The following is a 24,527-nucleotide window of genomic DNA, read 5'->3' as shown; positions in this document are numbered from 1 at the left end:
TACACCGCGTAAACTCAATTCTGTCTAGACTGAATCCGTGGCACGCACCTACAGTTCCGAACTCCGCGCGCGACGCGCGCAGCAGAACCGAGAGCGGGTACTCGCGGTCGCCACCGAGATGTTCTGCAGCCGCGGGTGGGTTTCCACCACGGTGGCCGACGTCGCGACCGACGCGGGCGTCACACGGCAGACGGTCTATCAGCAGTTCCCCAACAAGCTGGCGCTGCTCGATGCATGCATCGATCACGCGCTGTCCGCGGGGGAGGGGATCCCGGTCCGCGAACTCGCCGAGTACCGGGCGATGGGGAACGGATCGCCCGAGGAGCGCCTCGCCGCGGGTGCACGGTGGCTGTGTGCCGCACACATCAGGTCGGCGGCCATTCAGAACGTGCTGGATGAAGCTGCGGTCACCGATCCCGCTGCCGCGCAGCGCCTCGGGGTGCGTGAGGCCAATCGATGGGACGAGGTTCAATGGGCGCTGACCGTGATCACCGGCGCTCGACCCACCGACGCGATCGTCGACGCGGTCTGGTTGCTGGCGGCCCGACGCAATTGGCTCCGGCTGATCGACGAACGCGGCTGGACGCCCGGCGAATGGACCGATTGGTTCATCGGCCACGCCGGCGTCGACGTGTCCGGCGGCGGGTCTCCGGCCCCCGGTGTCTCGTCGACTCAGTAGCCTCCCACGATCGACGCCGCCGAATCCAGATCGGCACGTAATGCGAACGGCGCCAGCATTGTCAATACCAGGGTCGACGCGGACAGGATCAGCGGGACAGTGAGGTACGCGCGAGCTCGCACTTCGGTGCGGCCATCCGGTAGCGCAGAGACCGCAAGGCTCAGGCTCGCGTCGACGAACCACCATCGACCGATCTCGCGCCAGCGCAGCGGGGCCACGCACTCGATGACCTCGAGACGAGGCCGTACCCACGGTACGAGGGTGATGTCCCTCCATGACGTACCGGTGCCTCCGGCACGGTCGCCCACCGGTGCCAAATCCTCGATCCGGCGCAGACTCGATTGCCAGTGCGGACGGTTCTCCGGATCGACCAGATAATCGAATGTCGTCGTCGGAGGCGCCCCGAAAGGCACTGTCACATCTGCTATCAACACGCGGCGGGTCGGCGACATCTCGGCTCCTGATCGATGACGCCAGTGTAGCCAGGCGGGTCGACGAGCGCGGTGTGCTCGATCGCGTCACGCCGCGGACCGCCCATGACAGGATCGAGGCATGTCGCGTGTGGCCACCGGAGAATCCGTCATCGCGCGTGCCGTACGCATCGTGGAGGCCTTCGGCCTCGACGACCCCTCACTCACGATCGGCGAGATCGCACGACGGGCGGGGTTGCACGTGGCGACGGCATCACGCATGGTCGAGGAACTGGTACAGGCGGGCTGGCTCGAGCGTTCCGGTCGCGAGGTCCGAATCGGGATACGGTTGTGGGAGTTGTCGACTCGCGCATCGCCCGTGATGGGACTACGCGCCGCCGCACTGCCGTTCATGGAGGATCTGCACCAGGTCATCGGGAACGACACACAGTTGGCGGTTCTCGACGGAACCGAGGTGTTGTTCCTGGAACGCCTGTGGTCACCAGGGCCGGTCGTCAACTACTCCCGAATCGCCGGCCGGTTGCCGGTACACGCGTCATCGTCGGGCCTCGTCCTGCTCGCACACGCCGCACATGATGTCCAGCAGTCGGTGATGGACGCCCCGATGAAGGGGTATACCGACCAGACGATCCAGACGGGTGCCGAGCTGCGCGCGATGCTCGCCCACATCCGCCGCGAGGGTTACGCGCTCTGTGCGGGGCACATCTATCCGGACACCACCGGCATCGCCGCGCCGATACGTGACGGACGGGGAACGGTGGTCGCGGCCCTCGGGATCATCGCACCCAACGACACCGCTGCCTACAGCAAGATTCCCGCAGTCCAGGCCGCAGCACGCGGGATATCGAGGGTGATGACCCACGTTCGCGGACCGCGTCAGTGATCCACGACACGAATCTTCTCTCAATCATTGAGAAGCCACTGGGCCAGGCGTAGCCCGCAGCGCGACCCTTGATCCACGTTTCACACGAGGAGAGTGGACATGGTTCAGGAGGCACACCCGGCACACGTCTTGCGGGTCCGCACCAAAGAAGTCGTGGCAGACGGCGTCGTCGTCCTCACCCTCGAGCATCCGGACGGACGACGACTTCCGGACTGGACGCCGGGTGCACATATCGACGTGATGTTGCCGGGCGGTCTCACCCGCCAGTACTCGCTCTGCGGCGACCGTTGGGACGCGCACACGTATCGAGTCGCGATCCGACGCGACAGGGGCGGCTCAGGGGGTTCGGCGTACATCCACGACTCGCTGCAGGTGGGCGAGCACGTCCAGATCGGCGGACCACGCAACAACTTCGCGATGGCACCCGCATCGAGCTATCTGTTCGTCGCGGGCGGGATCGGTATCACACCGATCGTCCCGATGATCGTGCAAGCCGAGATGGTCGGTGCGGCATGGCATCTGCTCTATCTGGGGCGTAGCCGTTCAGCGATGCCATTCCTCGACGCCCTCGCCGCGCACCCTGAACACGTCACCGTGTCCGCGCGTGACGAGGGCGCCCGGCTCGACGTGACCGGCCAACTGGGCACCCTGGAACCCGACACGCAGGTCTACGCATGCGGACCACGGACCCTGCTGGATGACCTGACGGCCTCGACATCTCACTGGCCGCCCGGACGGCTACGCGTCGAACGCTTCTCCGCGTCGCCGGTGACACCTGCGCGTACGGCGCCGTTCGAACTACATCTCGCGCGCTCCCGACGCACAGTGACGGTCCGGCCGGAGCGCAGCGTCCTCGACGCCCTGTCCGATGTCGGGATCACCGTCCTCTCGTCGTGCCGGGAGGGGCTGTGTGGCACATGCGAAACCACTGTGCTCGCCGGCGAACCCGACCATCGCGATTGCCTCCTCGACGACGACGAGCGTGCGGTCGGTGACTGCATGTTCGTCTGCGTGTCCCGCTCGCGTTCCGATCGCCTGGTCCTCGACCTGTGATCCCCATCCAAGGAGACGAATCATGACAGCCCCGAGCTCGCCGCGCACCGCGATCGCCGCGTCGGACCTCGACCCGTTCGCGCTCGATGTGCTCGCCGACCCGCTGCCGGGTCAACAGGAGTTACGCGACATCGGACCGGTTGTCGTCCTCGAGAGGTACGGCATCTACGGAATGGCCCGCTACGAGCAGGTGCATGCCGCCCTGACAGACTGGCAGTCCTTCCAGTCGTCGGCCGGGGTGGGACTGAGCAACTTCCGTCACGAGAAGCCGTGGCGCCCGCCCAGCGTGCTCCTCGAGGCCGACCCTCCGCATCACGATGCCCCGCGGTCGGTACTGAGCAAGATCCTCGGACCGCGCGCGTTGCGTCGATTACGTGATGAATGGATGGCCGACGCCGACGACCTCGTCGCGTCGGTCCTGTCCCGCTCGACCGAGTTCGACGCGGCAATCGAACTCGCCCAGGCCTTTCCGCTGCGCGTCTTCCCGGATGCGGTGGGGATCTCGAGGACCGGTCGGGAGAATCTGCTCCCGTACGGCAACCACGCGTTCAACGCCTTCGGCCCGTCGAACAGCCTGGTGGCCGACGGCGCGCCCCACGTCGCCGGCCTGTCCGCGTGGGTGGGCACCCAGTGCACGCGGGAGGCGCTGACCGACAACGGCTTCGGAGCACAGATCTGGGCGGCGAGCGACCGTGGCGACATCACCGCCGAGCAGGCCCCGCTGGTGGTGCGGTCGCTGCTGACCGCGGGCGTGGACACCACCGTCAACGGTCTGGCTGCAGTCCTCTATGCGTTCGCCACCAACCCGGCGCAATGGCAGCGACTTCGCTCCGATCCGGCGTCGATGCGCAACGCCTTCGACGAGGCCGTGCGCTGGGAGTCCCCGGTGCAGACGTTCTTCCGTACCACGACGCGTGCCGTTGACTTCGCAGGCGTGACGATCCCGGACGGGTCGAAGATCCTGATGTTCCTCGGGGCCGCGAACCGTGATCCGCGACGTTGGGAACATCCCGATTCGTTCGATCTCGATCGCGATCCATCCGGTCACGTCGGATACGGAATGGGGCTCCACCAGTGCGTCGGCCAGCACGTTGCACGCCTGGAGTCCGAGGCCCTCCTCACGGCGCTGGTCCGCCGGGTCGAGAGCATCGAGCTCGCCGGGCCTACTCGTCGTCACCTCAACAACACGTTGAGGTCGTGGGCGTCGTTGCCGATCCGAGTCCGGCAGGCACGCTGAGCGCAGGTAGGGACGGCCCCGCCAGACCCCAAGACTAGAACGTGTTCTAGCCTTGGGGCGTGACGATGACAGGGAAATCTGTACTCATAACCGGTGGCGGCAGCGGAATCGGCGAGGGCATCGCCACCGTTCTCGTCGGCCTTGGCGCCAAGGTGACGATCGTCGGCCGGACCGCCGACCGTCTGACAGCGGTGCAGGAACGGCTCAACCTGGATGCACCGGCGGGCGCAGGTGCGCACGCGCACGCCGCCGACGTCACCGATGAGGATCAGGTCGTCGCCGCGGTGGCCGCGGCGACCCGGTTCGGCGGCGGCCTCGACGGCGTGGTGGCGTGCGCAGGCGGCAGCGAGACGATCGGTCCGCTGACGCAGATGGACAGCGAGGCCTGGAAACGTACCGTCGATCTCAACGTCAACGGGACCATGTTCACGCTCAAGCACTCGGCACGCGAGCTGGTGCGGGCCGGTGGGGGATCGTTTGTCGCGATCTCCTCGATCGCGGCCAGCAACACGCACCGCTGGTTCGGTGCCTACGGCGTGACCAAATCGGCGGTCGATCACATGGTCGCGCTCGCGGCAGACGAACTCGGGCCGAGCCGGGTGCGGGTCAACGGCATCCGGCCAGGCCTGATCCGGACGGATCTGGTGACCGCGGTGCTGGATGATCCGCAGCTGACCGAGGACTATCGAGCATCCACTCCGATACCCCGGATCGGCGAGGTCCAGGACATCGGCCACCTTGCAGCTTTCCTGTTGGGCGAGGGTTCCACGTGGATCACCGGCCAGGTGATCAACGTCGACGGCGGCCAGATGCTACGTCGCGGACCGGATTTCAGCTCCATGCTCGAGCCGCTGTTCGGGGCCGACGGACTCCGGGGTGTCGTCGCGACCGACGAGAGCCCGGCAGCATCGCACGGGTGACCGGCGCAGGCTCAGGATGGTGGGTGCTTCGTCCCCTGTAGTGGTCCACCGGCGCTTCGCCAGTCGATGAGTCCTTTGGTCATGTTCTTTGCCTCGAAGCCCAACTCGATCAACATGTTCGCGGCGCCGGCCGACCGGAGTCCGCCTGTGCAGAAGGTGATCAGGAGTCGGTCGTCGGGCAATTCCAGGCATCGATCGGTCAGTTCTTCGAGCGGAATGTGGACAGACCCGGGGATGTGGTTGCGGTTCCACTCGAAATGACGGCGCACGTCGACGATCAGTGCGCCGTCTGCCACCAAACCGATCGCGTCCGCCGCGGTGACGGCCGGGGCGTGTCGCACGTAGTGACGAATACCCATGGGTGGAAACCTCTTCCGCGCCTCAGTCGCCGTTGATCGGACGCCGTCGCACGACGGCAGCTTCAGTTAGTCTGAAGGTGGCGATCAAGGATTGTCAAGGTGACCGATTCCGACGCTGTCCACGTGCACGCTCGGCGGAGCAGTCGCGCGGTCATAGCAGCCGGCCGCGGCGTGTAGGGGAACGCGGCCTTCGCGGTGCTCGCTGTTGCGGATCCCGAGGGCCGATACGACACCGCCGGCGATGAACAGCACGGCCGTGATGAGAACGGTGCGGTGAAACCCGGCGGTGTCGAGTACTCCGCCCACGATGATGCCGGTGCACGCGACGGCCACCAGCCCGGAAACGCGCGAGATGGCGTTGTTGATCGCCGAACCGATCCCACTCTGCTCCCGATTGACGGCGGCGAGGACCGCGGACGTCAACGGCGTCACGGTCACCGACAGCCCGAGACCGAAGAGTACGAGCCCTGGCAACATCTGCCACCAGAAATTGAAATCGTCGTCGGTGGTGAGCATCAGCAGGTAGCCGCACCCGGCGAGGATCGGACCGGACGCCATGAAGAAGCGGGGACCGTATCGTGCCGAGAGAGCGCCGACGGGGCGGGCGATGAAGAACGACAGCACCGGGACGGGCAATGTCGCGAGTCCCGCTGCGAGCGCCGAGAACCCGGCGACCTCCTGCAGGAAGAGCGCGGTGATCAGTGAACCCATCGACAGGCCTGCGTACATGAAGGTCGTTGCGAGGTTGCCGACTCCGAAGTTGCGCACCCGGAACATCCGGAGCGGGATCATCGGATGGTCCGTGTGCATTTCCCGCCAGCCGAGGCCTGCCAGACACAGCACACCGACGACGAGCGACACCGCCACAGCGGGATTCGACAATCCCAGACGTTGCTCCTCGATCAGCGCATACACGGTCCCGGCGAGACCGGCCGCTGTCAGCACCGCCCCTGGCACGTCGATCTTGGTGCGTACCGATGGCCGCGGTGCTTCGGTGAGCCGTGTCGACAGCACCAAGGTGACGACCACGGGGAGAATGTTCACGGCAAAGATCCAGCGCCAGTTCAACGCGTCGACGAGGACGCCACCGAGCAGCGGTCCGACCACGAACGCGGTGCCCGTCCATGCGGTCCAGGTCCCGATCGCCTTGGGCTGGTCGTCGGGGGAGAAGGCCGAATTGATCAGGGCCAGCGAGCTGGGAACCAGCAGTGCCGCGCCTGCGCCTTGAACGCCACGGCCGATGATCAGGATCAGGTCGGTCGGAGCAAGCGCACACACCACCGACGCCACGCCGAAGATCACCAATCCGGCTCGTAGAACAGGTAACCGGCCGAACGCGTCGGAGATGGACCCGGCGACCAGGATCAGGGCGCCCAGAGACAGCAGGTACGCGTCCACGACCCATTGCTGTGTGGCCAGACCGCCGCCGAGATCGCCCGAGATCGCCGGTAGCGCCAGATTGACCACGGATCCGTCGAGAAACGCGACGAAGGACGCGAGAATCGCCACGGCCACAACCGGTCCCATGGAAGTCCGAGCTGTCGGCCCGCCGGCGTCGGTCATGTCAGTGCGTCTGTTCCGCGTCGGGGTCGGGGGCGACGTAGCGGCCGGCCAGTTCACGCAGCGCACGGAACACGCGTCTCGACGACTCCGCCCATGGCATGAGGATGGGGAACACGTGGAACATCCCACGCTCCTCCATCGCATGCACCCTCACCCCGGCGGCCTGCAAGCCCTCGGCGAACTCACGAATCCCGTCCCGGAACATCTCGTCGGCACCCCAGCAGACGAACGTCGGGGGAAACCACTCGGGATCGGGTGCCGCGTGCACCGCTGAGACACGTTCGTCGTTCGGCTGGACGCCATGGAGGTACGGCGTCACCGGAACGTTCCACGGAAGGATGTCGAATTGAGCGTTCTCGGTGATCGACGGATGGTCCAGATCGAGATCGACCTCCGGCGAGAAGAGCGTCAGCGCTGCAGGCCTGGGCTTGGACTGGTTGTGCAAGTAGGACACCAACGACGTCGCCAGTCCGCCGCCTCCCGAGTCGCCCGCGATGACGAGGTGCTCTGGGTCGACTCCGCGGTCGAGCAGGCCCTGGTAGACATCCGCGGCGTCGAGCACCCCCGCGGGGAACGGGAATTCCGGCGCCATCCGATAGTCGGCGATGAAGACCTCGTATCCCGTGATCCCGACGAGAGACGCAGCGAATGCGGAATACATGATCGGCGAGGTGCCGATGTAGCCACCACCGTGCAGGTAGAGGATGGTGGCGCCGATCGTCTCCTTGTCGTCGGTGTCATCGACGAATGCGTCCGAGCTTGCCTTCGCACGACACCAGATCCCCGGCACGCCACTGATCGTGTCGTCGGTGATCTCCACGCCGTCGATGACGCCGACGAAGGGTGGGATCACCGCCAGGCAGATGTCGTCGAGGATCTTCTCCATCGACCGGAACTCCTCGATGGGCAGCCCCATCGAGTAGCCCATGAACGACCTCACGACCTGGCGCGTGACCGACTGGCCCACATTGTCGAGCAACCCGCCCGGGCCGTGCCAGGGTCGCCGGAACGGCACCCGCGCCAGCCCGTTGAGCATGCTCTCGGCGAGTCCCATCACGGTCAGAGCGGTCACCGGTCCTGACGCCGTCTGCACTTCCGGACGATCAGCCATCACCATGACGCCCATGCTAGTGGCCGCATCTGGTCGACTGCCGTGGACGACATGCCGGACGGGCTTGATAGGCAAGTGGCGACTTGCCTATAGTGACGGGCATGGCCGACGTGTTCCGAGCCCTCGACGACGAGACCAGACGTCTCATCCTCGATGAACTCGCCGCGAGCGACGGCCAGACGCTGTTCGAGATCTGCGCCGTGATGACGACGCGACACGCGCGCGGGCTCACCCGGCAGGCGATCTCGCAACATCTCGCGGTTCTGGAGTCCGCGGGGCTGGTCGCCACCGAGCGACGCGGACGATCCAAGTTCCACTACTTCACCCCGGAGCCACTCGCGCAGATCACGCATCGGTGGCCCACCACAGAAGGGCATGAACGATGAGAATCAATCTGACCAGTGTGTTCGTCGATGACCAGCGAGCGGCTCTCGCGTTCTACACCGACGTGCTCGGCTTCACGAAGCACCACGACATCCCGCTGGGCGGCGACAACTCGTGGCTCACCGTGGTCTCGCCCGAGTCCCCGGACGGGCCCGAGTTGCTGTTGGAACCGTGCGGTCACCCCGCCGTGCAGCCTTATCGGAATGCATTGGTGGAGGACGGAATCCCGCTCGTCCAGTTCGCCGTCGACGATGTCGAGGCCGAACATGCACGACTCACCGCCGCGGGAGTGGTGTTCACGCAGCCGCCGACGGACATCGGCACCGCCGTCATCGCCGTCTTCGACGACACCTGCGGGAACCTGGTCCAGTTGGTGGCGGAGAAGGCCGGCGCAGACAATCCGTGACCGAGGCGCCACAACGAGCCCTGACCCACTGAATGGCGACGATCACCGCACCGCGCGGGACCGTCGCCGATCACACGGTGCAGGGGTGGGTCGCACTTCCGACCTGCGCAGATTCCGCACCGCACCCGTCCACCACCCCGCAGCATCAGCGACGACCATCAAACGTGGCACACTACCTCGGGTCCACCAGTCCCTGTGAACCCGTGAGGCGGCGATGGAGAGTGCTGAGCAGCCGACAGTGGCTGACGCGTGGGATGCCAATCGACGGATCCAGAGGTCCGCAGCTGTCCGACTCTTCGCGGCGAACAACTCGGCTCTCTACGTGACGTTGATGGAGCGTCACCTGGACTTCGGTACGAGGTTGTCCGAGACCGATCTGGCCGTGCGACTCGAACGCGACATCGCCACGCTCGGTGTCACCGACCAACCGAGCGGTCTCGAGCTGGTCAAATTGTGGGCCAGGCAGGGGTGGCTGCACCGGGTCACCGATGCGAGTGCCCGGACAGCCCAGAATCTCTGTTATCTGACCTCGGAGGCACGCTCGGTCATCGATTACGTCCGGCGTCTGAGGCGCGAGGACAGTGTCGCTACCGGCGGCTCGATCAACGGCATCGCAGCCGGACTGCATCGCGTCGCCGGACAGGTCACGAACGATCCACGTCAGATTCGTGAGGAGATCGAGTATCAGATCTCCGAACTCGACGCCGAACTCGCCGACCTCGATGCGGGACGACGTCCGGAACCGGACCTCCGTGTCGCCGAGGACGAGGCGCGGGCGATCGCGTACCAGATGGAACAGATCATCTCCGACATCGGCCAGTACGGCAGCATGCTGGATCGGATCACGACCGCGCTGCTCGACGATCCGCACGACTCGGATCTGGCGTACCGGGATCGTCAACGACAGATGTTCGACGACTACGAGGCTCTGCTCGAATCGTCCCAGAGTGCCTCCTATCACGCCTTCACCCACATGATCCAGGACCCGCAGCAACGGTCCCGGCTCGTCGCCGACATCACCACGGTGACAAGGCAACTCCCCGGCATCGACCATGGACTCCGATCGGTGATGGACGACTTCTTCGTCCTCGTCACCCAGCAGATGGCAGAGGTCGGCCGTACTCGTCAGCGCTGCGCGCGACGCATCCGCCGATTCGTCGCCTCGGGAACACTCGAGCAGAGCCGGGGGATCGCGCGACAACTCAACGACGCACTGGCAACGGCGAACGATCTGTTGAAGACCTCTCTGGCAGACCGCCGGATCGGTTACGAATTGCCCTTGGCGACACCATCGGTCACGTCGGCAGGTCGTCTGGCGTTCGAGATCCGCGACCCGGCCCCGCCGGCGCCTGCCCTGCCTGCGACCGGCACAGGCGATCTCACCACGTTCGCGTCACTGTCCGGTCAGGTCGACACCGTCGAACTCACCGAAGTCGTGAACGCGGCTGTCGACGACGGCCCCATCTCCCTGTCGGATGTGATCGCGCGGGTCGACGAGCCCTACCTCGCCCACGTCATCGTGTTGTGGTCATGGGCCCTCAAACAGTCCGGCACCGCTGAGCCGGAATCGGTCTTCGTCCGATTCCGGTCCCTCGAAGGGGAGGACCGCATCATCGAGGTCCCGGCCCTGATGTTCACCGAACCGATTCCGACCGCGGAGGTCGACGCACTATGACCAGCAACCTCGACGTCACGGACGGGCAGAGCGGCGGGGGAGTGCCCGACGAGTTCGCCGGCTACGACGATCTCCCGGCGGTGCAGCGCGCCGGCCGCGACGACAGCGCCGGGGCCCCGCGCTTCGATGGCGACGTCAGTGCGCTGCCCGACCGTGCCTGCTGGGCCCTCCAGAATCTCCTGACCCGCCGCTTCGTCGGTGGCGATCGTCAGCCGCAGCTGTGGGCCTGGGTCGCCGAGTACCAGGACCAACTCCGGGTCCGGCTGTCCGAGCTGGACCTGCGCCTGCGTATCGTCGATGAACTCGAGGTCGCCTTCGTGGAGCAGGCGGGCTACGAGTCTCGCTGGGGCAGAAGGATACTCAAGCGAGAGGCGATTCACACCTACGATGCGATCCTGGCGTTGCACCTCGCCAAATACCTGCGCGCATCCCGCGACGAACGGGTGCTGATCACGCGGGAGGAGATCCACGAGTTGTTCGCCGGTGTCACCAACACCATCGACCGCGACCTGGCACTGTTCGACAAGCGCATCGAGCATGCCATCGACAAGATGGACGAGTTGGAGTTCCTGCGGAGACATCGGGATGACCCGGACACCTTCACGGTCAGCCCGGTCATCTCGGCGGTGATGACCGCCTCCGTGATCACCGACCTGCAAAGGCAGTTCGAGCAGTTCATCGGATCGGGGGAGACCGGCGACGACACTCCGCCGGCCGACGCGACCCGGCCGGCGGGCGTCGATCTCGACGACCACGACGACCACGACGACGACAACGGCGACAGCGACGACAGCGACGACGACGAAGGAGATGATTGGTGAGCGGGCCGGTCGACCAATATCACCTGTCCCGACTGCAACTGATCAACTGGGGAGTCTTCGACGGCTACCATTCGATCCCGTTCAGTACCTCCGGATCACTGATCACGGGATCGTCGGGAAGCGGGAAATCCTCTTTGCTGGACGCGATCTCACTGGCTTTTCTCCCGGATCACCGACGCAACTTCAATGCCTCCGGCGATGCGACCGCGGCCGGATCGTCGAGTGGCAAACGCACCGTGGGGAAGTACGTGCGCGGCGCCTGGGGCGAACGACGTGACGGGACCAACGCCCATCGCGAGATCATGTACCTGCGTGGAACCGGGCCTGCCTGGGCCGCCATCGCCGTCACGTATACCTCGAGTTCCGGCTCCTCGATCACCGGTCTCGTGCTGAAATGGCTTGCGGCGGGCAAGATGACCGACGCGCACAGCTCGTACTTCGTTCATGACGGCGACGTCGACATCGTCGATGTCTGTAATGCGTGGGCAGGAAACAACTACAACTCGGCCAAGTTCCGCGAACAGGGCTGGCGGGGTGGGCCGGGAGAAGGCAAATATCTGGCGACCCTGTACTCGCTGATCGGAATCCGTGGCTCCGAGGCCGCCCAGCAGCTCCTCGGCAAGGCCAAGTCGCTCAAGAGCGTCGGTGGCCTGGCCCAGTTCGTCCGCGAATTCATGCTGGACGAACCCACCAGTACCGCCGGGATCAAGGATGCGCTCGAGCAGATCGATCCGCTCGTCGAAGCGCGCGAACTTCTCGACGTGGCACGACGCAAGCGCACGATCCTGGGCACCATCGAAACTCTTCAGGAGAGGTACGCGGCCGAGGCTGCCACGTTCACCGTCCTCGACACCATCGACACCACCACGGTGCGCGCCTACCTGAACAACTTGCGTCTGCGCAATGCCGAGCCGGAGGTGGCCGATCTCGATGATCAGATCGCCCGCCTCGACGCCGATCTCGCCGCCCTGACCGGCCAGCATGATCAGCTCCGGCAGGATCACAGTCACCTGTTGTCGCGGATCGCCACCTCGACAGGCGATCTCGCCCCGTTGCAGGAGCAGCTCGCTACCGCCCAGAAGGTCAGCAACGAGGCCTCCATGCGGCGCACCAGCTACGAGAACAAGATCTCGGCCCTCGGCGCCGACATCCCCGACGACGCCGAGGATTTCTGGTCCCTACGCGCGAGCCTGCTGGACGAGGCCACCCAGATCGACGGGCAACTCGACGCGGGCAAGGCCCATTTCGCGGAGACACTGGCCCGCGAGGTCGCGGCGCGCACCCAGCGTGATGCCGCGCAGGAGGAGCTGAGTCGTGTGGAGCAGGCGGGTTCGGCGCTCCCACGTGCCGAACACGAGATGCGCCGCGCCATCGCCAACTCGCTGCAGATCGACGAATCCGAACTGCGCTATGTCGCCGAGATGGTGGAGCTGCATCCCGACGAGGAGCGCTGGCGATCCGCGGTGGAAAAGGTCCTCCGTAACGCAGGCCTACGACTTCTGGTTCCCGACAAGCATTTTCGAGCCGCACTTCGTTTTGTGAACAGCCACGACATGCGGGGCCGGATTCAGCTCCATCACGCCGAGAACCGTGCGGCGCCCACCGCCGAACCTGCCACCCTGGGCGCCAAACTACGTGCCGTCGATCCCGATCACCCGTGCTCGGCCGAGGCGTTGTCCATCCTGGCCCGGCTGGGGAACTACGTCTGCGTCGATTCGCCCACCGACTTCGCCGATCACGCCAAGGCCGTGACCGACCAAGGTCTGCGGAAGGATTCGGCGAAACTGGCCATCAAGGATGATCGTCAGGCCCTGCGGCCGTCGCAGCACATCTTCGTCGGAAACGTCGGATCCAAGATCGCGGCTCTGCGCGATGAGTTCGATCACGAGCAGGCTGCCTACGACGCGGCGCGGGAAGCCAGCGCCGAGCACGATCGCGACCGCACTGCGCGCCAGCAACGTCGTGACGACTATCGCCGGGTGTGTGAACAGTTCACCCAGTGGAACGAGATCGACACCGATTCCGCCGACGATAGAGTCGACCAGCTCACCGAGCAGTACGAACTGCTGATGGAGGAACACCCCGACATCGAGGCGCTGCAACGCAAGGCCGAGGACATCTGGGAGCAGGTGCGATCGGCGATCTCGCAGGCCGCCCTGGTGCGGGACAAGATCGCCACGCATGATCGCCGCCGCACCCAGCTGCTCGACCTCGTCGACCGACTCAAACCCGAAGATGTTCCCGCACAAGCTGAGAAGACCCTCGACGGATTCCGTGAGGAGTCCCCGGCCGCACTCGATGTGCTCGCACCTGAAGCGTTCCGCCAGGAACTGATGAAGGCAGTCGTGAAGGATCGCGACCGGATGCGGTCGGACGCCCGCCGTTCACGAGACGAACTCGGCCGGATCCTCGACAGCTACGACGAAGAGTTCCCCGACGCGATCCCGAACGACAGCGACGACTTCGATGAGCGCGTGCACGACTACGTCGCGTTGAGCCGCCGGATCGATGAACGCGAACTCCCCGCCGCCTACGAACGCATGCGACGACTGATCACCGAGCAGGCGCCCGGGGCGATCCTCAACCTGCACATGACCGCCGACGCAGAGGAACGACGCATCGTCGACCAGATCGAGCGGGTCAACACCGGTCTGGCCGCGGTGGCGTTCAACCGGGGCACCCGGCTTCGGCTCCATCCCGGACGAAAGAACCTCGCCGCGGTCGCGGACCTCACCGAGAAGGCGCGGCAGATCTCACAGCGGACCACAGCCGTCAGCTTCGGCGACGAGCAGGCGATCCTCGAGCAGTACGCCGACATCCTGCTGCTGCGCGAACGACTGGGAGGCACCACTCCCGAGGATCGGCAATGGACTCGCGACGCGCTCGACGTGCGCAACCGCTTCGACTTCTACTGCGAAGAACACGACGCGCTCACCGGGGAGACGATCCGCACCTACAGCAATGCCGGCGACAATTCCGGCGGTGAGCAGGAGAAGCTGATGGCCTTCTGCCTTGCCGGCGCCCTCAGCTTCAATCTCGCGAGCCCGCAGGGCGACGACAACCGACCGATCTTCGCTCAACTCATGCTCGACGAGGCCTTCTCCAAGTCGGATCCGCAGTTCGCGCAGCAGGCACTGTCGGCGTTCCGCAAGTTCGGTTTCCAGCTGATCATCGTCGCAACAGTGCAGAACACCAGCACCATTCAGCCCTACATCGACAACGTGATCATGGTGTCCAAGACCGAGGGGGCAGGCGCCCGACCCGTCGCCACCGCCATGTCGACGTCTATTCAGGCGTTCTCGGACCTGCGCAGATCGACCGGAGCACAGCTACCGGTGTGAGCTTCTACAAGCGAGCGGCGACGTATCGCGCGGCGTCGAAGGTCATGCCGTTGACCGTGTAGAGAACATGGAGGCCGTTCGGCTGCCCGACGGGGGCACCGTTGCAGATGGTGTCGCCCGGGATGCAGTACCGGACCGTCCGCGTCGCGAGTCGCGGATCGATCTTGATCGGAGGCGCCCCGACATCGCGGAGGAAACGATCCGACGGCGGTCCGAACATGACGATCGCCGCCACCTTGCTCGCAGCCGCTGCGGGCAAGGGCGGCGGGATCTTGGACGTGTACTGGGCATATCGCGCCGGCAGCGAGATACCTGCATTGGCCGCGTAGCCGGCCACCACCGCGCCCTGCGAATAGCCGCCGAGCACGATCTTGGTTCGGGGGCACCGTGACGCCATGTACTTGACGCGTGCCTGCGCGTTGTTCACCCCGTTCACGACCGTCTGCGCGAACGCGAGTCGATTGTTGAAGTTGCTGCTCGCCGGGTAGTTCACCCCGTATACGGCGACCGATTTGCCCGCGAGCTGGGTCCGCAGGGCCGCGTCGAAGGCAAGACCCGTCAACCCGACCGGCGGCGCGGGTTCGGCGGTACCGCGCGCGAACACCACCTCCACGTCGGGACACGTCTGGGCCTCGGCTCGCGGGGCCTGTGCTGTCAGGGTCGCGGCGCCGACGATGGCCACGCCGAGGAGTACCAGGAGCGAGCGTTTGATCATGCTGTTGGATGCTACGGCGTTCTGACCGGCACGTCTGCGGGTTCGCCGCACCCGGACTCGAAGGAGTGGTATGCGGATACTTACCGTTCGTGGAGACGAGCGGACCGATGGCCGACCACTGGGACATCCTCGCCGTGTGCCTGCGTATCGGACGGTGAGCCGGCAGACCAGCCGCCCATCAGTAGACTGCTGTCTCCCAACACCTTCGACTACTCACGCGCGACGATCAGTGAGATGGACTCGAGCATCCGGCTGTCGACGACCGTTCCGCCGGGTGGAACTCGAGCATCGCCACCTCGATCGCATGGAACGGGCTGGGATCACGATGCGACGGAATCGACAGCGACCATGGCCGGCCTCGCTACCTTCGCAGACACCGCGTGCTCGTCACGACGAAGCCGTCGTGAACCCGCGTCTCGTCGCAGTGTGTCCGGTCCGACCAGCACGACACCAGGAGATGTTCTGCGCCTGCTTCGCGCGTATGGGCTGTACACCCTCCGCGGCGGATTCGCCCACACGCAGGGCATTCTGCTGTCGATAACCTCGGGCAGGCGGACTGTCGGTGAGCAGGAGCGGCTCTGGCGCAACGGGATCGCCACCCACGGCAGCCCGCGTGCCGCACGTTCGTCAACGAGTGGTGGCATTTCGAGGTGGCCACGGTGCCGGGCACGCACTGCCCACCGATGTGGCCCGATGCCGCTGGACGCAGACGCTGACCGCCGAGCCGGAAACGGCGCTCAGAGCGTTTCCGCCCATCGAGGCGGCACCCAGGCATTGTGGACCGGATGGTCGGCGTGAACAGTCTGCAGATGGGTGACGAGTGCATCCAGCGACACATTGGGATTGTCGCGCGCCCAGACGATCGACATCGGATACACAGGTGTGGGATCGACGATGGGAATTCGCCGGAGGTCATAGTGTGCCGGCCAGAGGTAGCGTGACCCTTCACCGACGAAGGTGGCGATATCTGCCGATTCGGAGATCTCGGCGAGGAGCACCTCTCCGCCGAAGTTCGGGCCGAGCACGTCGATGCGCAGGCCGAAAGTGGTCGCGAGTTCTGCGTAGTACGCACCCCAGTCCGTCGTCGAGGGCAGTCCGGGCATCCAGACCGGATGCCGCTGCAGCTCGGCCAACGCGATGACGTCGTTGTCGGCCAACGTATGTCGGGGCCCGACGAGCAATTGATGGGCATCGTCGATGACGTGAGCCGAACGGAGCGCCCGTGGCAATCGCTTCGTGTTCCGCACGGTTCGGAACGTGGCGTCCACGGCTCCGTTGGCAACAGCCTCGAAGGCGGCGTCGGTGTCGATGTCCGGAAGGGCGACCACATCGAGCGTGAGATCGGGATGCTGCCGATAGAAGGCGTGCACCCGAACGGCCGATGCGATGCGTCGGTTGATCACGTCGATGCGCAGAGGACGCCGCTGCGGCGTCACCGACGCCAGGGCACGGTCCTCGGCTCGAAGCAACTCACGGGCGTGGGGGAGCAGGGCTTGTCCGTCGACGCTGAGGCCGACACCGCGGGCGTTGCGCGTGAGCAGTTGCACTCCCAGGGTGCGCTCGAGGGCTGCCAGGCGTTTGGACACCGCCTGCTGGGTGATGGAGAGTCGATCGGCGGCCGCCTGGAACTGTCCGGCGTCGACGATCGCGACGAAGGTGCGCACCCCGTCAAGGTCCATGCGACCCACCGTAATGAACAACCGATGGTTGTGCCGTGCCGCTCGGCCAGTTGTTTGTGCGTCCGTCGGCATGGGCGTTTCATCAGTCGAGGTTCGAACCCGGTTGGAAGTGAAAGGGGGCAGCGTGGGCGTCAGGCGCGCTCTCGGGCGACAGTTCGAGTGGCTGTGGGCGGCCTATGCGGTGAGCACCTTCGGCACCTGGATCGGATTCGGCGCGCTGTCGGTTGTCGCCATCACGGTGCTGGACGCGGGACCGGCCGAGGTGGCGGCGCTGTCCGCTGCGGGCCTGGCGGTGGGCGCGGTGGTCGCCGTGCCCCTGGGACCCTGGGTGGAGTTTCGCCGCAAGCGGCCCGTGATGATCGCCGCGGATCTGATCCGGTTGTGCGCATTCGCGTCGCTGCCGCTCGCATACGCGCTCGACGTGTTGACGATCGGCCAGCTGATCGTGGTCTCCGTGGTCGCGACGGCGTCGCGAATCGCCTTCGACGCGGCGAGCGCACCTCTGGTCAAGACGCTTGTCCATCCCGACGATCTGCTGACCGCGAACAGCCGGTTCGAGTCGACCAGGTGGTCGGCGACCGTCGTCGGCCCCACACTCGGTGGCGCACTGATCGGGCTGTTCGGTCCGTTCGTGACCATCTGTGTCGACGCGACGAGCTATCTGCTCTCCGCGCTGGGAGTCTCTGCCATGGGCGCGTCGGAGACACCGCGCAGAAGGGCCAGCCCGCCACGGTTGTCCGATCTCGTCGACGGCTGGCGCATCGTCATCGGCCACCGCACCCTGCGACGGCTGTTCGCCAACACCGTGCTGGTCAACGGTCTCATCATGGCCGGGGAACCCGTCCTCGCGGTTCTGATGCTCGGCCGGCTGGGTTTCCCGGCATGGCAATACGGCTTGGCATTCTCGTTGCCGTGCGTCGGCGGACTCATCGGTTCGCGACTGGCAGGCGCCGTCGTCCACCGGCTGGGCCAATCCACGGCGCTACTCGTCACCGGGGTGTCGCGCGCATGCTGGCCGATCGGCCTGGCGCTGGTAGGACCCGGCATCGGCGGCCTGGCGGTCGTCATGGTCATCGAGCTGGGCTTGATCTTCTGCTGCAGCGTGTTCAATCCCGTCTACGTGACCTACCGACAGCAACTCATCGAGACAGAGCAACTCTCTCGGGTCATCGCGGCCTGGTCGATCAGCACAAGCCTGTGCATCGCGGCACTCACTGCCGCCTGCGGCCTTCTCGCGGCCATCACCACTCCGCGCACGGCCTTGGTGGTGGCGGGAGTCGCCCTGCTCGCCACTCCCGCCGTGCTGATCCGACGCTCCGCCGATGTCGCCCTGTCACCCCGGGCGCGGTCGGCCGACACCTCCGGAGTCCGCTGAGGGCATTCACCCTGACACGATTCACCTCGACCTGATTCACCTCGACACGATTCACACTGGCAGGATTCCCGCCTCAGCTACGACGAAATGCGAGGACCGGAATGGTCCGGATCCCGGCGGTCTTCTTCTCGTAGTCGGCAAATCCCGGGTAGCGCCGGGCCTGCTCGCCGTAGATGCGATCGCGGTCGTCGCCGGTCACCTCGCTCACCGTGACCGTCTGGGTCTCGGTCCCGATCTCGATCTGGGCCTGTCCTGCCGTGGTGGCGTTGTAGTACCAGGCCGGGTTGCTCGGCGCACCCGCCTTGGATGCGAAGACGTACATGGTGGCGTCGTCCTTCTCGTCGGGCAAGTACATCATCGGCGTCACGCTCTCACGACCCGACTTGCGGCCGACGTGGTGCAGCAACAGCATCGGAGCTCCCTCGAAATTGCCGCCGACCTTGCCTTCGTTCGCGCGGAACTCGTTGATTATCTGGGTGTTCCAGTCGTCGTATTCGCTCATGCCCACAATCTCCTGTCGAAGGTCTGGTGTCCTCGAGCCTACGGCCCATGCTTGCTCGGCGGGTGGAGTCCGCGAGCCGTGGTAGCCTACTGAAACACTCGTTTCAGTAGCGGCGATGCGCACGTCCGCTCCGGTTCAGAAAGGGCGACGATGAGTGACACACAATCGGGACAGGCCACGAGCGTTTCGGCCGACGCAGTCACGATCCGACCGATGGATCGCCCCGGGGACCTCGGTTGGGTGATTCAGACTCACGGTGAGGTCTACGCACGGGAGTACGGCTGGGATGCCAGCTTCGAAGCCCTCGTCGCCACGATCGCCGCCGACTACGCGATCGGGCACGACCCACGACGCGAAGCCGCCTGGATCGCCGAACTCGAGGGCAGGCGCGTCGGCTGTGTCTTCTGTGTGGCCGGTGACACCGCAGGCACCGCACAGTTGCGCGTGCTCCTCGTGGATCCTGCCGCTCGCGGACACGCACTGGGAACTCGACTCGTCGACACCTGCCTCGATTTCGCACGCGCAGCCGGATACCGTCGAATCACGTTGTGGACCAACGACGTCCTGACATCGGCTCGCCGCATATACCAGGCCGCAGGTTTCACCCTCGTCGACGAGGAGCAACACCACAGTTTCGGTCACGACCTACTGGGCCAGAACTGGGCACGGGACCTCTGACTTGCCCACCGACGCCACGCCGTCGGCTCGCGAGTCCGAGCTTCTCGAAGCGGCATACGAATACGTCCTTCGGCACGGACTGACCGACTTCTCGCTTCGCCCGCTCGCCGCCGCCATCGGCTCCAGCCCCCGAGTACTGCTCTATCTCTTCGAGAGCAAAGACGGCCTCATCCGGGCGATCCTCACGCGTGCCCGCCGCGACGAACTCCAACTCCTCACCGGACTCCACGATCTCGAACCCACCGATGAGACCCTCACAGAAGTCGCCCGCCAGATCTGGTCCTGGCTCGCCGCCCCTGAGCATCGCCCTGTGCTGGCGCTCTGGGTGGAGGCGTATGCGCGATCACTGATCGATCCCGACGGGCCCTGGGCCCGATTCGCCGCGGACACCGTCGACGACTGGCTCACCGTGCTCGCATCGGCACAGCCGGTCCCCGGCACCCGCGAGGCGGCGAATCGACGGACGGGCGTCCTCGCCGTGCTACGGGGCGCCCTGCTGGATCTGTTGGCAACCGGCGATACCGCACGAACCACGGCAGCAGCGTATGCCGCTCTCGATCGCATCGCCGCACCCTGAGGCGGATCATCGACCGATCACGCCCCCGAGACCCGTGACCTGTGGGCCGTCGCGATCGCGATGGCCCACAGGTACGAACATCAGCCGCGCGCCGACTCCAGCGCCTCGTTGAACGTCTTGCTCGGTCGCATCACCGCAGCGGTCATCTCGGGGTCGGGCGCGTAGTAGCCCCCGATGTCCACTGCGGTGCCCTGCACCTCATTCAGTTCCCCGACGATCGCGTCCTCGTTCTCGGCCAGCGTCTCGGCCAGCGGGCCGAAGCGCTGACGCAGTTCGTCATCGTCGGTCTGCGCGGCCAACTCCTGCGCCCAGTACATCGCCAGGTAGTACTGGCTCCCGCGATTGTCGAGTTCACCGGAGGTGCGCGACGGTCCCTTGTCGTTCTCCAACAGCTTGCCGGTCGCCGCGTCCAGCGTCTTCGCCAGGATCTCGGCACGCTTGTCCCCGGTCTTCTTCCCCAGATCTTCCAGACTGACGGCCAATGCGAGGAACTCGCCGAGCGAATCCCAGCGCAGGTGGTTCTCCTCGATGAGCTGCTTGACGTGCTTGGGCGCCGAACCACCCGCTCCGGTCTCGTACAGACCGCCGCCGGCCATCAGCGGCACGATCGAGAGCATCTTGGCGCTGGTGCCCAGCTCCAGGATCGGGAACAGGTCAGTCAGGTAGTCGCGCAGGATGTTTCCCGTCGCGGCGATGGTGTCCATCCCGCGGATCACTCGTTCGAGTGTGTACCGCATCGCTCGGACCTGCGACATGATCTGGATGTCGAGACCATCGGTGTCGTGATCCTTCAGATACGTGTTGACCTTCGTGATCAGCTCGTTCTCGTGCGGGCGGTAGGGGTCGAGCCAGAACAGCACCGGCATACCCGAATCCCGGGCACGCGTGACAGCGAGTTTGACCCAGTCACGGATGGGCGCATCCTTGACGATGCACAACCGCCAGATGTCGCCCTCCTCGACGTTCTGCGTCAGCAGGACCTCACCGGTCGCGATGTCGGTGATGTTCGCGACGCCCGTCTGCGGGACCTCGAACGTCTTGTCGTGCGAGCCGTACTCCTCGGCCTTCTGCGCCATGAGCCCAACGTTGGGCACGGTACCCATGGTGGTCGGGTCGAACGCACCATTGGTCTTACAGAAGTTGATCATCTCTTGATAGATGCGCGAGAAGGTCGACTCGGGATTGACCGCCTTGGTGTCCTTCATCCGGCCGTCCGCGCCGTACATCTTTCCGCCCGCACGGATCATCGCCGGCATCGATGCGTCGACGATGACATCACTGGGGGAGTGGAAGTTCGAGATGCCCCGCGCCGAGTCGACCATCGCCAGCTCCGGACGGTGCTCGTGGCACTTGTGAAGGTCGTCGATGATCTCCTCACGCTGCGCGCTCGGCAGCGACTCGATCTTCGCGTAGAGGTCTGACAGACCGTTGTTGACGTTCACGCCCAGCTCGTCGAACAGTTCACCGTGCTTGGCAAACGCGTCCTTGTAGAAGACCTTGACGGCGTGACCGAAGACGATCGGGTGGCTGACCCGCATCATGGTGGCCTTGACGTGCAGGGAGAACATCACGCCGGTTTCGTAGGCGTCCTCGATCTGCTCTTCGTAGAACTCGACCAGCGCCTTCTTGCTCATGAACATGCTGTCGATGACATCGCCGTCGGTGAGTGTCACCTTTGGTTTGAGTACGAGGGTTTCGCCGCTCTCGGTGATCAGCTCCATCTTGACCTCGCGGTCGCCGTCGACCGTCATCGACTTCTCGCCGTGGTAGAAGTCGCCCTCGGTCATGTGCGCGACGTGAGTGCGCGAGGCCATCGACCATTTGCCCATGCTGTGCGGATGTTTGCGGGCGTACTCCTTGACCGCCCTCGGCGCCCGACGGTCGGAATTACCCTCGCGGAGCACCGGATTGACCGCGCTGCCCAGGCACTTGGTGTAACGCTCCCGGATCGCCTCCTCCTCGTCGGTCTTCGGGCTGCCCGGGAAGTCGGGAAGGTCGTAGCCCTTCTCCTTGAGTTCCTTGATGGCGGCGAGCAGCTGTGGGACGGAGGCACTGATGTTGGGCAACTTGATGATGTTGGTATCGGACAGTTGGGTCAGCCGTCCCAATTCACCCAGGTTGTCGGGGACACGTTGGTCCTCGGTCAGGTAGTCGGAGAACTCGGCGAGGATCCGGGCCGCCACCGAGATGTCACTGGTCTCGACGTTGATGTCGGCCGCATCGGCGAATGCGCGGATGACCGGCAGAAAGGCCTGCGTCGCGAGCATCGGCGCCTCGTCGGTCAGTGTGTAGATGATGGTCGGCTGCTCCGCGCTCATAATCCTGCCTTCGTCTTCAGTTTCGGTCACGCAACACATCGGTCTGCTTGCCTCAGCTTTACCAGTATCACGCCGGAGAAGGCTGGGTGCCCACCAATGAGAGCGATGGCGGTCATCGCTCGGTGATAGATCACCTACGGTCTTACAAGAACCGACAATCGCTTCGACACCCGGGGGAACAATGGCGCGTGATGACGAGGTGAACCGCGCGACGATCGCGGAGCTACTCAAGCGGGCCGCGCGGGAGTTCGGGGACGTCACCTACACCGTCTCGCCCAGTGACCGCATGACCTATGCCGAGGCAGAGGAGCGCTCCGCGCTGGTCGCCCGGTGGCTGCTCACCCAGCATGTCGGCAAGGGGTGCCCCGTCGGTCTGTTCTTCACCAGCGGCGTCGAATGGACCGTCTGGTGGCTGGCCGTGAGCCGGATCGGCGCAGTCGCGGTGCCGCTGAGCACGCTGTATCCACCTGCCGAGTTGGCGCGGGTGCTCCGCCTCGCGGATGTGCAGGTGCTGGTCGCGCCGCCCGAGATCCTCGGCGTCGACATCCCCGACAAGCTCGAGGCAGCACTGCCCGGCCTCGACCATCAGAGTCGCGCTCTGATCCAGCTCACCGCCACTCCCTTCCTGCGTGACATCGTCCTCACCGGTCCGTCCGAACGGTCCTGGGCGACTCGTTGGCAACGCGAGGACACGTCGCCGGTCGACCAGGCGCTCCTCGACGCCGTCGAGAGCGAGGTCTCGCCCGCCGACGTCGCGCTGATGATCCACACATCGGGCTCCACCGCCCTGCCCAAAGGAGTGGTGCACACTCACGGCACCGTGGTCCGACAGACCTCGCAGTGGGTCCAGATGTTGCAGGCGAGCAATGGCGGTGCAGCGATGCCGGTGGTGTTGTGCGCGATGCCGGTGTTCTGGATCGGCGGCATCCTGGCCGCCGCGGGCGCACTGCACGCCCCTGCGACGGTGCTCACCGTTCCGCGTCACGATCCCGGCCCGGCACTCGACCTCATCGAGCGTGAACGCGCCACCGGGTACGTCGGGTGGCCTGCGTTCATCCAGCAATTGCGGGGCGATCCGTCGTTCGGCGAGCGTGACCTGTCGCGCGCCCCGCTCCTGCGCGACGGCCCGGCCGACATCGCCATGATCGACTCGCCCCTCGGCCATCCGATCCACCGCACCATGACCGAGACGGCAGGCGGGTGGGCGGCCACCGAGAAGCGGATCGTCGACGGCGACGGTGCTGTCGTGCCCGTGGGCGAGATCGGCGAACTCTGGATTCGTGGCACCGGCGTCATGGCCGGATACAACAAGCGCGAGCGGTCGGAGGTCTTCGATCCCGACGGGTGGTTCCACACCGGTGATCAGGTCTACGAACTGCCCGACGATCCACGGCTGTTCTACGTGGGACGCGACACCGAGATGATCAAGGCGGCAGGTTCGAACGTGTCACCTCGGGAAGTCGAGGCCGTCATCGAGGAGTTCCCGGATGTGGCTCATTGTCTGGTCGTCGGGATCGACCATCCGACCCGGGGCGAGGAGGTGGTCGCCGTCGTGGTGCCTGCGGGCGGCGACGTCGATGCCGCCGACCTCGATCGCCGCACGCGCGACCAACTGTCCCGGTACAAGGTGCCGACCACGTGGTTCACCGCGCGTCTGGACGAGCTCCCGTTGTTCCCGACCGGGAAACCGGATCGGCGCGCGCTGCGCAACAAGATGACCGCAGGCGTCCTGGGCCGTCGACTCTGACCACCCCACCCACTCACTCACCCCACCCAGCCACCCCGACCCCAGCCGCGACGGTTCCCGTCATCCGCGCCCC

Annotated in this window: 22 protein-coding genes; 14 read left to right on the top strand and 8 right to left on the bottom strand. The window is 65.6% G+C overall.

All coding sequences use genetic code 11. From position 1 onward, the window contains the following. Window positions 1-37 precede the first annotated feature (37 nt). On the top strand, window positions 38-679 hold the full coding sequence (locus IDF66_RS21730; protein ID WP_190268581.1) for a TetR/AcrR family transcriptional regulator: 642 nt from the start codon (window positions 38-40) through the stop codon (window positions 677-679). Here IDF66_RS21730 and IDF66_RS21725 read toward each other — a convergent pair. Further along, window positions 673-1,131, bottom strand: a complete 459-nt coding sequence (locus IDF66_RS21725) for an SRPBCC family protein (RefSeq protein WP_190268580.1) — start codon at window positions 1,129-1,131, stop codon at window positions 673-675. The two genes, IDF66_RS21730 and IDF66_RS21725, sit on opposite strands and share 7 nt — an antisense overlap. 100 nt (window positions 1,132-1,231) lie before the next feature. Between IDF66_RS21725 and IDF66_RS21720 the strand changes: the two genes are divergently transcribed. The 4 genes from IDF66_RS21720 to IDF66_RS21705 all read left to right on the top strand — a co-directional run bounded on the left by IDF66_RS21720 (window position 1,232) and on the right by IDF66_RS21705 (window position 5,203). Beyond that, entirely contained in the window at window positions 1,232-1,993 is a 762-nt protein-coding gene (locus IDF66_RS21720) for an IclR family transcriptional regulator (RefSeq protein ID WP_190268579.1), read from the top strand. Window positions 1,994-2,092: 99 nt separating this feature from the next. Then, a complete protein-coding gene (locus IDF66_RS21715; protein WP_190268578.1) occupies window positions 2,093-3,046 on the top strand; it encodes a PDR/VanB family oxidoreductase in 954 nt (317 codons plus the stop codon). A 22-nt stretch (window positions 3,047-3,068) separates the two neighbouring features. After that, a complete protein-coding gene (locus IDF66_RS21710) occupies window positions 3,069-4,283 on the top strand; it encodes a cytochrome P450 (protein WP_190268577.1) in 1,215 nt (404 codons plus the stop codon). A 65-nt stretch (window positions 4,284-4,348) separates the two neighbouring features. Beyond that, the gene (locus IDF66_RS21705) at window positions 4,349-5,203 is read left to right on the top strand and encodes an SDR family oxidoreductase (protein ID WP_190268681.1); all 855 of its coding nucleotides are present in this window, start codon (window positions 4,349-4,351) and stop codon (window positions 5,201-5,203) included. A gap of 11 nt (window positions 5,204-5,214) precedes the next feature. Here IDF66_RS21705 and IDF66_RS21700 read toward each other — a convergent pair whose 3' ends face one another. The 3 genes from IDF66_RS21700 to IDF66_RS21690 form a co-directional block, all read right to left on the bottom strand. Then, window positions 5,215-5,562 (bottom strand): rhodanese-like domain-containing protein, encoded by a 348-nt coding sequence (locus IDF66_RS21700; RefSeq protein WP_190268576.1) that lies wholly within the window; start codon window positions 5,560-5,562, stop codon window positions 5,215-5,217. 84 nt (window positions 5,563-5,646) lie between these two features. Further along, window positions 5,647-7,089, bottom strand: a complete 1,443-nt coding sequence (locus IDF66_RS21695; RefSeq protein ID WP_190268575.1) for an MFS transporter — start codon at window positions 7,087-7,089, stop codon at window positions 5,647-5,649. A gap of 37 nt (window positions 7,090-7,126) precedes the next feature. Then, complete coding sequence (locus IDF66_RS21690) at window positions 7,127-8,242, bottom strand: alpha/beta hydrolase (protein WP_190268574.1); 1,116 nt, start codon at window positions 8,240-8,242, stop codon at window positions 7,127-7,129. Window positions 8,243-8,337: 95 nt separating this feature from the next. Here IDF66_RS21690 and IDF66_RS21685 point away from each other — a divergent pair, with 95 nt between their 5' ends. From IDF66_RS21685 to IDF66_RS21665, 5 genes are all read left to right on the top strand, one after another. Further along, complete coding sequence (locus IDF66_RS21685; RefSeq protein WP_190268573.1) at window positions 8,338-8,622, top strand: ArsR/SmtB family transcription factor; 285 nt, start codon at window positions 8,338-8,340, stop codon at window positions 8,620-8,622. Continuing rightward, window positions 8,619-9,026 carry a VOC family protein gene (locus tag IDF66_RS21680; protein ID WP_190268572.1) on the top strand — a complete coding sequence of 136 codons (408 nt, stop codon included), beginning with the start codon at window positions 8,619-8,621 and terminating at the stop codon, window positions 9,024-9,026. Before IDF66_RS21685 ends, IDF66_RS21680 begins: the two co-directional genes overlap by 4 nt. A 214-nt stretch (window positions 9,027-9,240) precedes the next feature. Continuing rightward, a complete protein-coding gene (locus tag IDF66_RS21675; RefSeq protein ID WP_190268571.1) occupies window positions 9,241-10,701 on the top strand; it encodes a DUF3375 domain-containing protein in 1,461 nt (486 codons plus the stop codon). Beyond that, complete coding sequence (locus IDF66_RS21670; RefSeq protein WP_190268570.1) at window positions 10,698-11,522, top strand: DUF4194 domain-containing protein; 825 nt, start codon at window positions 10,698-10,700, stop codon at window positions 11,520-11,522. The genes IDF66_RS21675 and IDF66_RS21670 overlap by 4 nt, the downstream gene beginning before the upstream one ends. Further along, entirely contained in the window at window positions 11,519-14,863 is a 3,345-nt protein-coding gene (locus IDF66_RS21665) for an ATP-binding protein (protein WP_190268569.1), read from the top strand. Before IDF66_RS21670 ends, IDF66_RS21665 begins: the two co-directional genes overlap by 4 nt. 4 nt (window positions 14,864-14,867) lie before the next feature. On the opposite strand, the gene IDF66_RS21660 is transcribed toward IDF66_RS21665, so the two are convergent. Next, complete coding sequence (locus IDF66_RS21660) at window positions 14,868-15,578, bottom strand: cutinase family protein (RefSeq protein ID WP_164309734.1); 711 nt, start codon at window positions 15,576-15,578, stop codon at window positions 14,868-14,870. A 737-nt stretch (window positions 15,579-16,315) separates the two neighbouring features. After that, a complete protein-coding gene (locus tag IDF66_RS21655; RefSeq protein WP_190268568.1) occupies window positions 16,316-17,257 on the bottom strand; it encodes a LysR family transcriptional regulator in 942 nt (313 codons plus the stop codon). Window positions 17,258-17,381: 124 nt separating this feature from the next. Between IDF66_RS21655 and IDF66_RS21650 the strand changes: the two genes are divergently transcribed. Next, on the top strand, window positions 17,382-18,632 hold the full coding sequence (locus IDF66_RS21650; protein WP_317628804.1) for an MFS transporter: 1,251 nt from the start codon (window positions 17,382-17,384) through the stop codon (window positions 18,630-18,632). Between the two features lie 73 nt (window positions 18,633-18,705). Here the strand turns inward: IDF66_RS21650 and IDF66_RS21645 are convergent, their stop codons facing one another. After that, on the bottom strand, window positions 18,706-19,134 hold the full coding sequence (locus IDF66_RS21645) for a nitroreductase/quinone reductase family protein (protein ID WP_190268566.1): 429 nt from the start codon (window positions 19,132-19,134) through the stop codon (window positions 18,706-18,708). Window positions 19,135-19,347: 213 nt separating this feature from the next. Here IDF66_RS21645 and IDF66_RS21640 point away from each other — a divergent pair, with 213 nt between their 5' ends. Both IDF66_RS21640 and IDF66_RS21635 read left to right on the top strand, forming a co-directional pair. After that, window positions 19,348-19,812, top strand: coding sequence for a GNAT family N-acetyltransferase (locus IDF66_RS21640; RefSeq protein WP_223309957.1), 465 nt, complete (start codon window positions 19,348-19,350; stop codon window positions 19,810-19,812). Window position 19,813: 1 nt separating this feature from the next. Continuing rightward, window positions 19,814-20,389, top strand: coding sequence for a TetR/AcrR family transcriptional regulator (locus tag IDF66_RS21635; RefSeq protein WP_190268564.1), 576 nt, complete (start codon window positions 19,814-19,816; stop codon window positions 20,387-20,389). 80 nt (window positions 20,390-20,469) lie between these two features. On the opposite strand, the gene IDF66_RS21630 is transcribed toward IDF66_RS21635, so the two are convergent. After that, window positions 20,470-22,707: an NADP-dependent isocitrate dehydrogenase gene (locus IDF66_RS21630; protein WP_164309741.1), complete on the bottom strand. Its 2,238-nt coding sequence runs from the start codon at window positions 22,705-22,707 to the stop codon at window positions 20,470-20,472. Between the two features lie 181 nt (window positions 22,708-22,888). Between IDF66_RS21630 and IDF66_RS21625 the strand changes: the two genes are divergently transcribed. Continuing rightward, complete coding sequence (locus tag IDF66_RS21625; protein ID WP_190268563.1) at window positions 22,889-24,454, top strand: class I adenylate-forming enzyme family protein; 1,566 nt, start codon at window positions 22,889-22,891, stop codon at window positions 24,452-24,454. The last annotated feature ends 73 nt before the right edge of the window (window positions 24,455-24,527 follow it).

It is taken from the genome of Gordonia hankookensis, from assembly GCF_014673215.1.
GTDB lineage: Bacteria > Actinomycetota > Actinomycetes > Mycobacteriales > Mycobacteriaceae > Gordonia > Gordonia hankookensis.
This window is presented reverse-complemented; position numbering and strand designations above follow the sequence as displayed.

Coding starts and splice junctions, on each gene's coding strand:
- IDF66_RS21630 (WP_164309741.1), bottom strand. CDS start 22,707: ATGAGCGCGGAGCAGCCGACCATCATCTACACACTGACCGACGAGGCG.
- IDF66_RS21670 (WP_190268570.1), top strand. CDS start 10,698: ATGACCAGCAACCTCGACGTCACGGACGGGCAGAGCGGCGGGGGAGTG.
- IDF66_RS21685 (WP_190268573.1), top strand. CDS start 8,338: ATGGCCGACGTGTTCCGAGCCCTCGACGACGAGACCAGACGTCTCATC.
- IDF66_RS21625 (WP_190268563.1), top strand. CDS start 22,889: ATGGCGCGTGATGACGAGGTGAACCGCGCGACGATCGCGGAGCTACTC.
- IDF66_RS21655 (WP_190268568.1), bottom strand. CDS start 17,257: ATGGACCTTGACGGGGTGCGCACCTTCGTCGCGATCGTCGACGCCGGA.
- IDF66_RS21645 (WP_190268566.1), bottom strand. CDS start 19,134: ATGAGCGAATACGACGACTGGAACACCCAGATAATCAACGAGTTCCGC.
- IDF66_RS21725 (WP_190268580.1), bottom strand. CDS start 1,131: ATGTCGCCGACCCGCCGCGTGTTGATAGCAGATGTGACAGTGCCTTTC.
- IDF66_RS21715 (WP_190268578.1), top strand. CDS start 2,093: ATGGTTCAGGAGGCACACCCGGCACACGTCTTGCGGGTCCGCACCAAA.
- IDF66_RS21680 (WP_190268572.1), top strand. CDS start 8,619: ATGAGAATCAATCTGACCAGTGTGTTCGTCGATGACCAGCGAGCGGCT.
- IDF66_RS21660 (WP_164309734.1), bottom strand. CDS start 15,578: ATGATCAAACGCTCGCTCCTGGTACTCCTCGGCGTGGCCATCGTCGGC.
- IDF66_RS21720 (WP_190268579.1), top strand. CDS start 1,232: ATGTCGCGTGTGGCCACCGGAGAATCCGTCATCGCGCGTGCCGTACGC.
- IDF66_RS21710 (WP_190268577.1), top strand. CDS start 3,069: ATGACAGCCCCGAGCTCGCCGCGCACCGCGATCGCCGCGTCGGACCTC.
- IDF66_RS21705 (WP_190268681.1), top strand. CDS start 4,349: ATGACAGGGAAATCTGTACTCATAACCGGTGGCGGCAGCGGAATCGGC.
- IDF66_RS21640 (WP_223309957.1), top strand. CDS start 19,348: ATGGATCGCCCCGGGGACCTCGGTTGGGTGATTCAGACTCACGGTGAG.
- IDF66_RS21700 (WP_190268576.1), bottom strand. CDS start 5,562: ATGGGTATTCGTCACTACGTGCGACACGCCCCGGCCGTCACCGCGGCG.
- IDF66_RS21675 (WP_190268571.1), top strand. CDS start 9,241: ATGGAGAGTGCTGAGCAGCCGACAGTGGCTGACGCGTGGGATGCCAAT.
- IDF66_RS21695 (WP_190268575.1), bottom strand. CDS start 7,089: ATGGGACCGGTTGTGGCCGTGGCGATTCTCGCGTCCTTCGTCGCGTTT.
- IDF66_RS21690 (WP_190268574.1), bottom strand. CDS start 8,242: ATGGTGATGGCTGATCGTCCGGAAGTGCAGACGGCGTCAGGACCGGTG.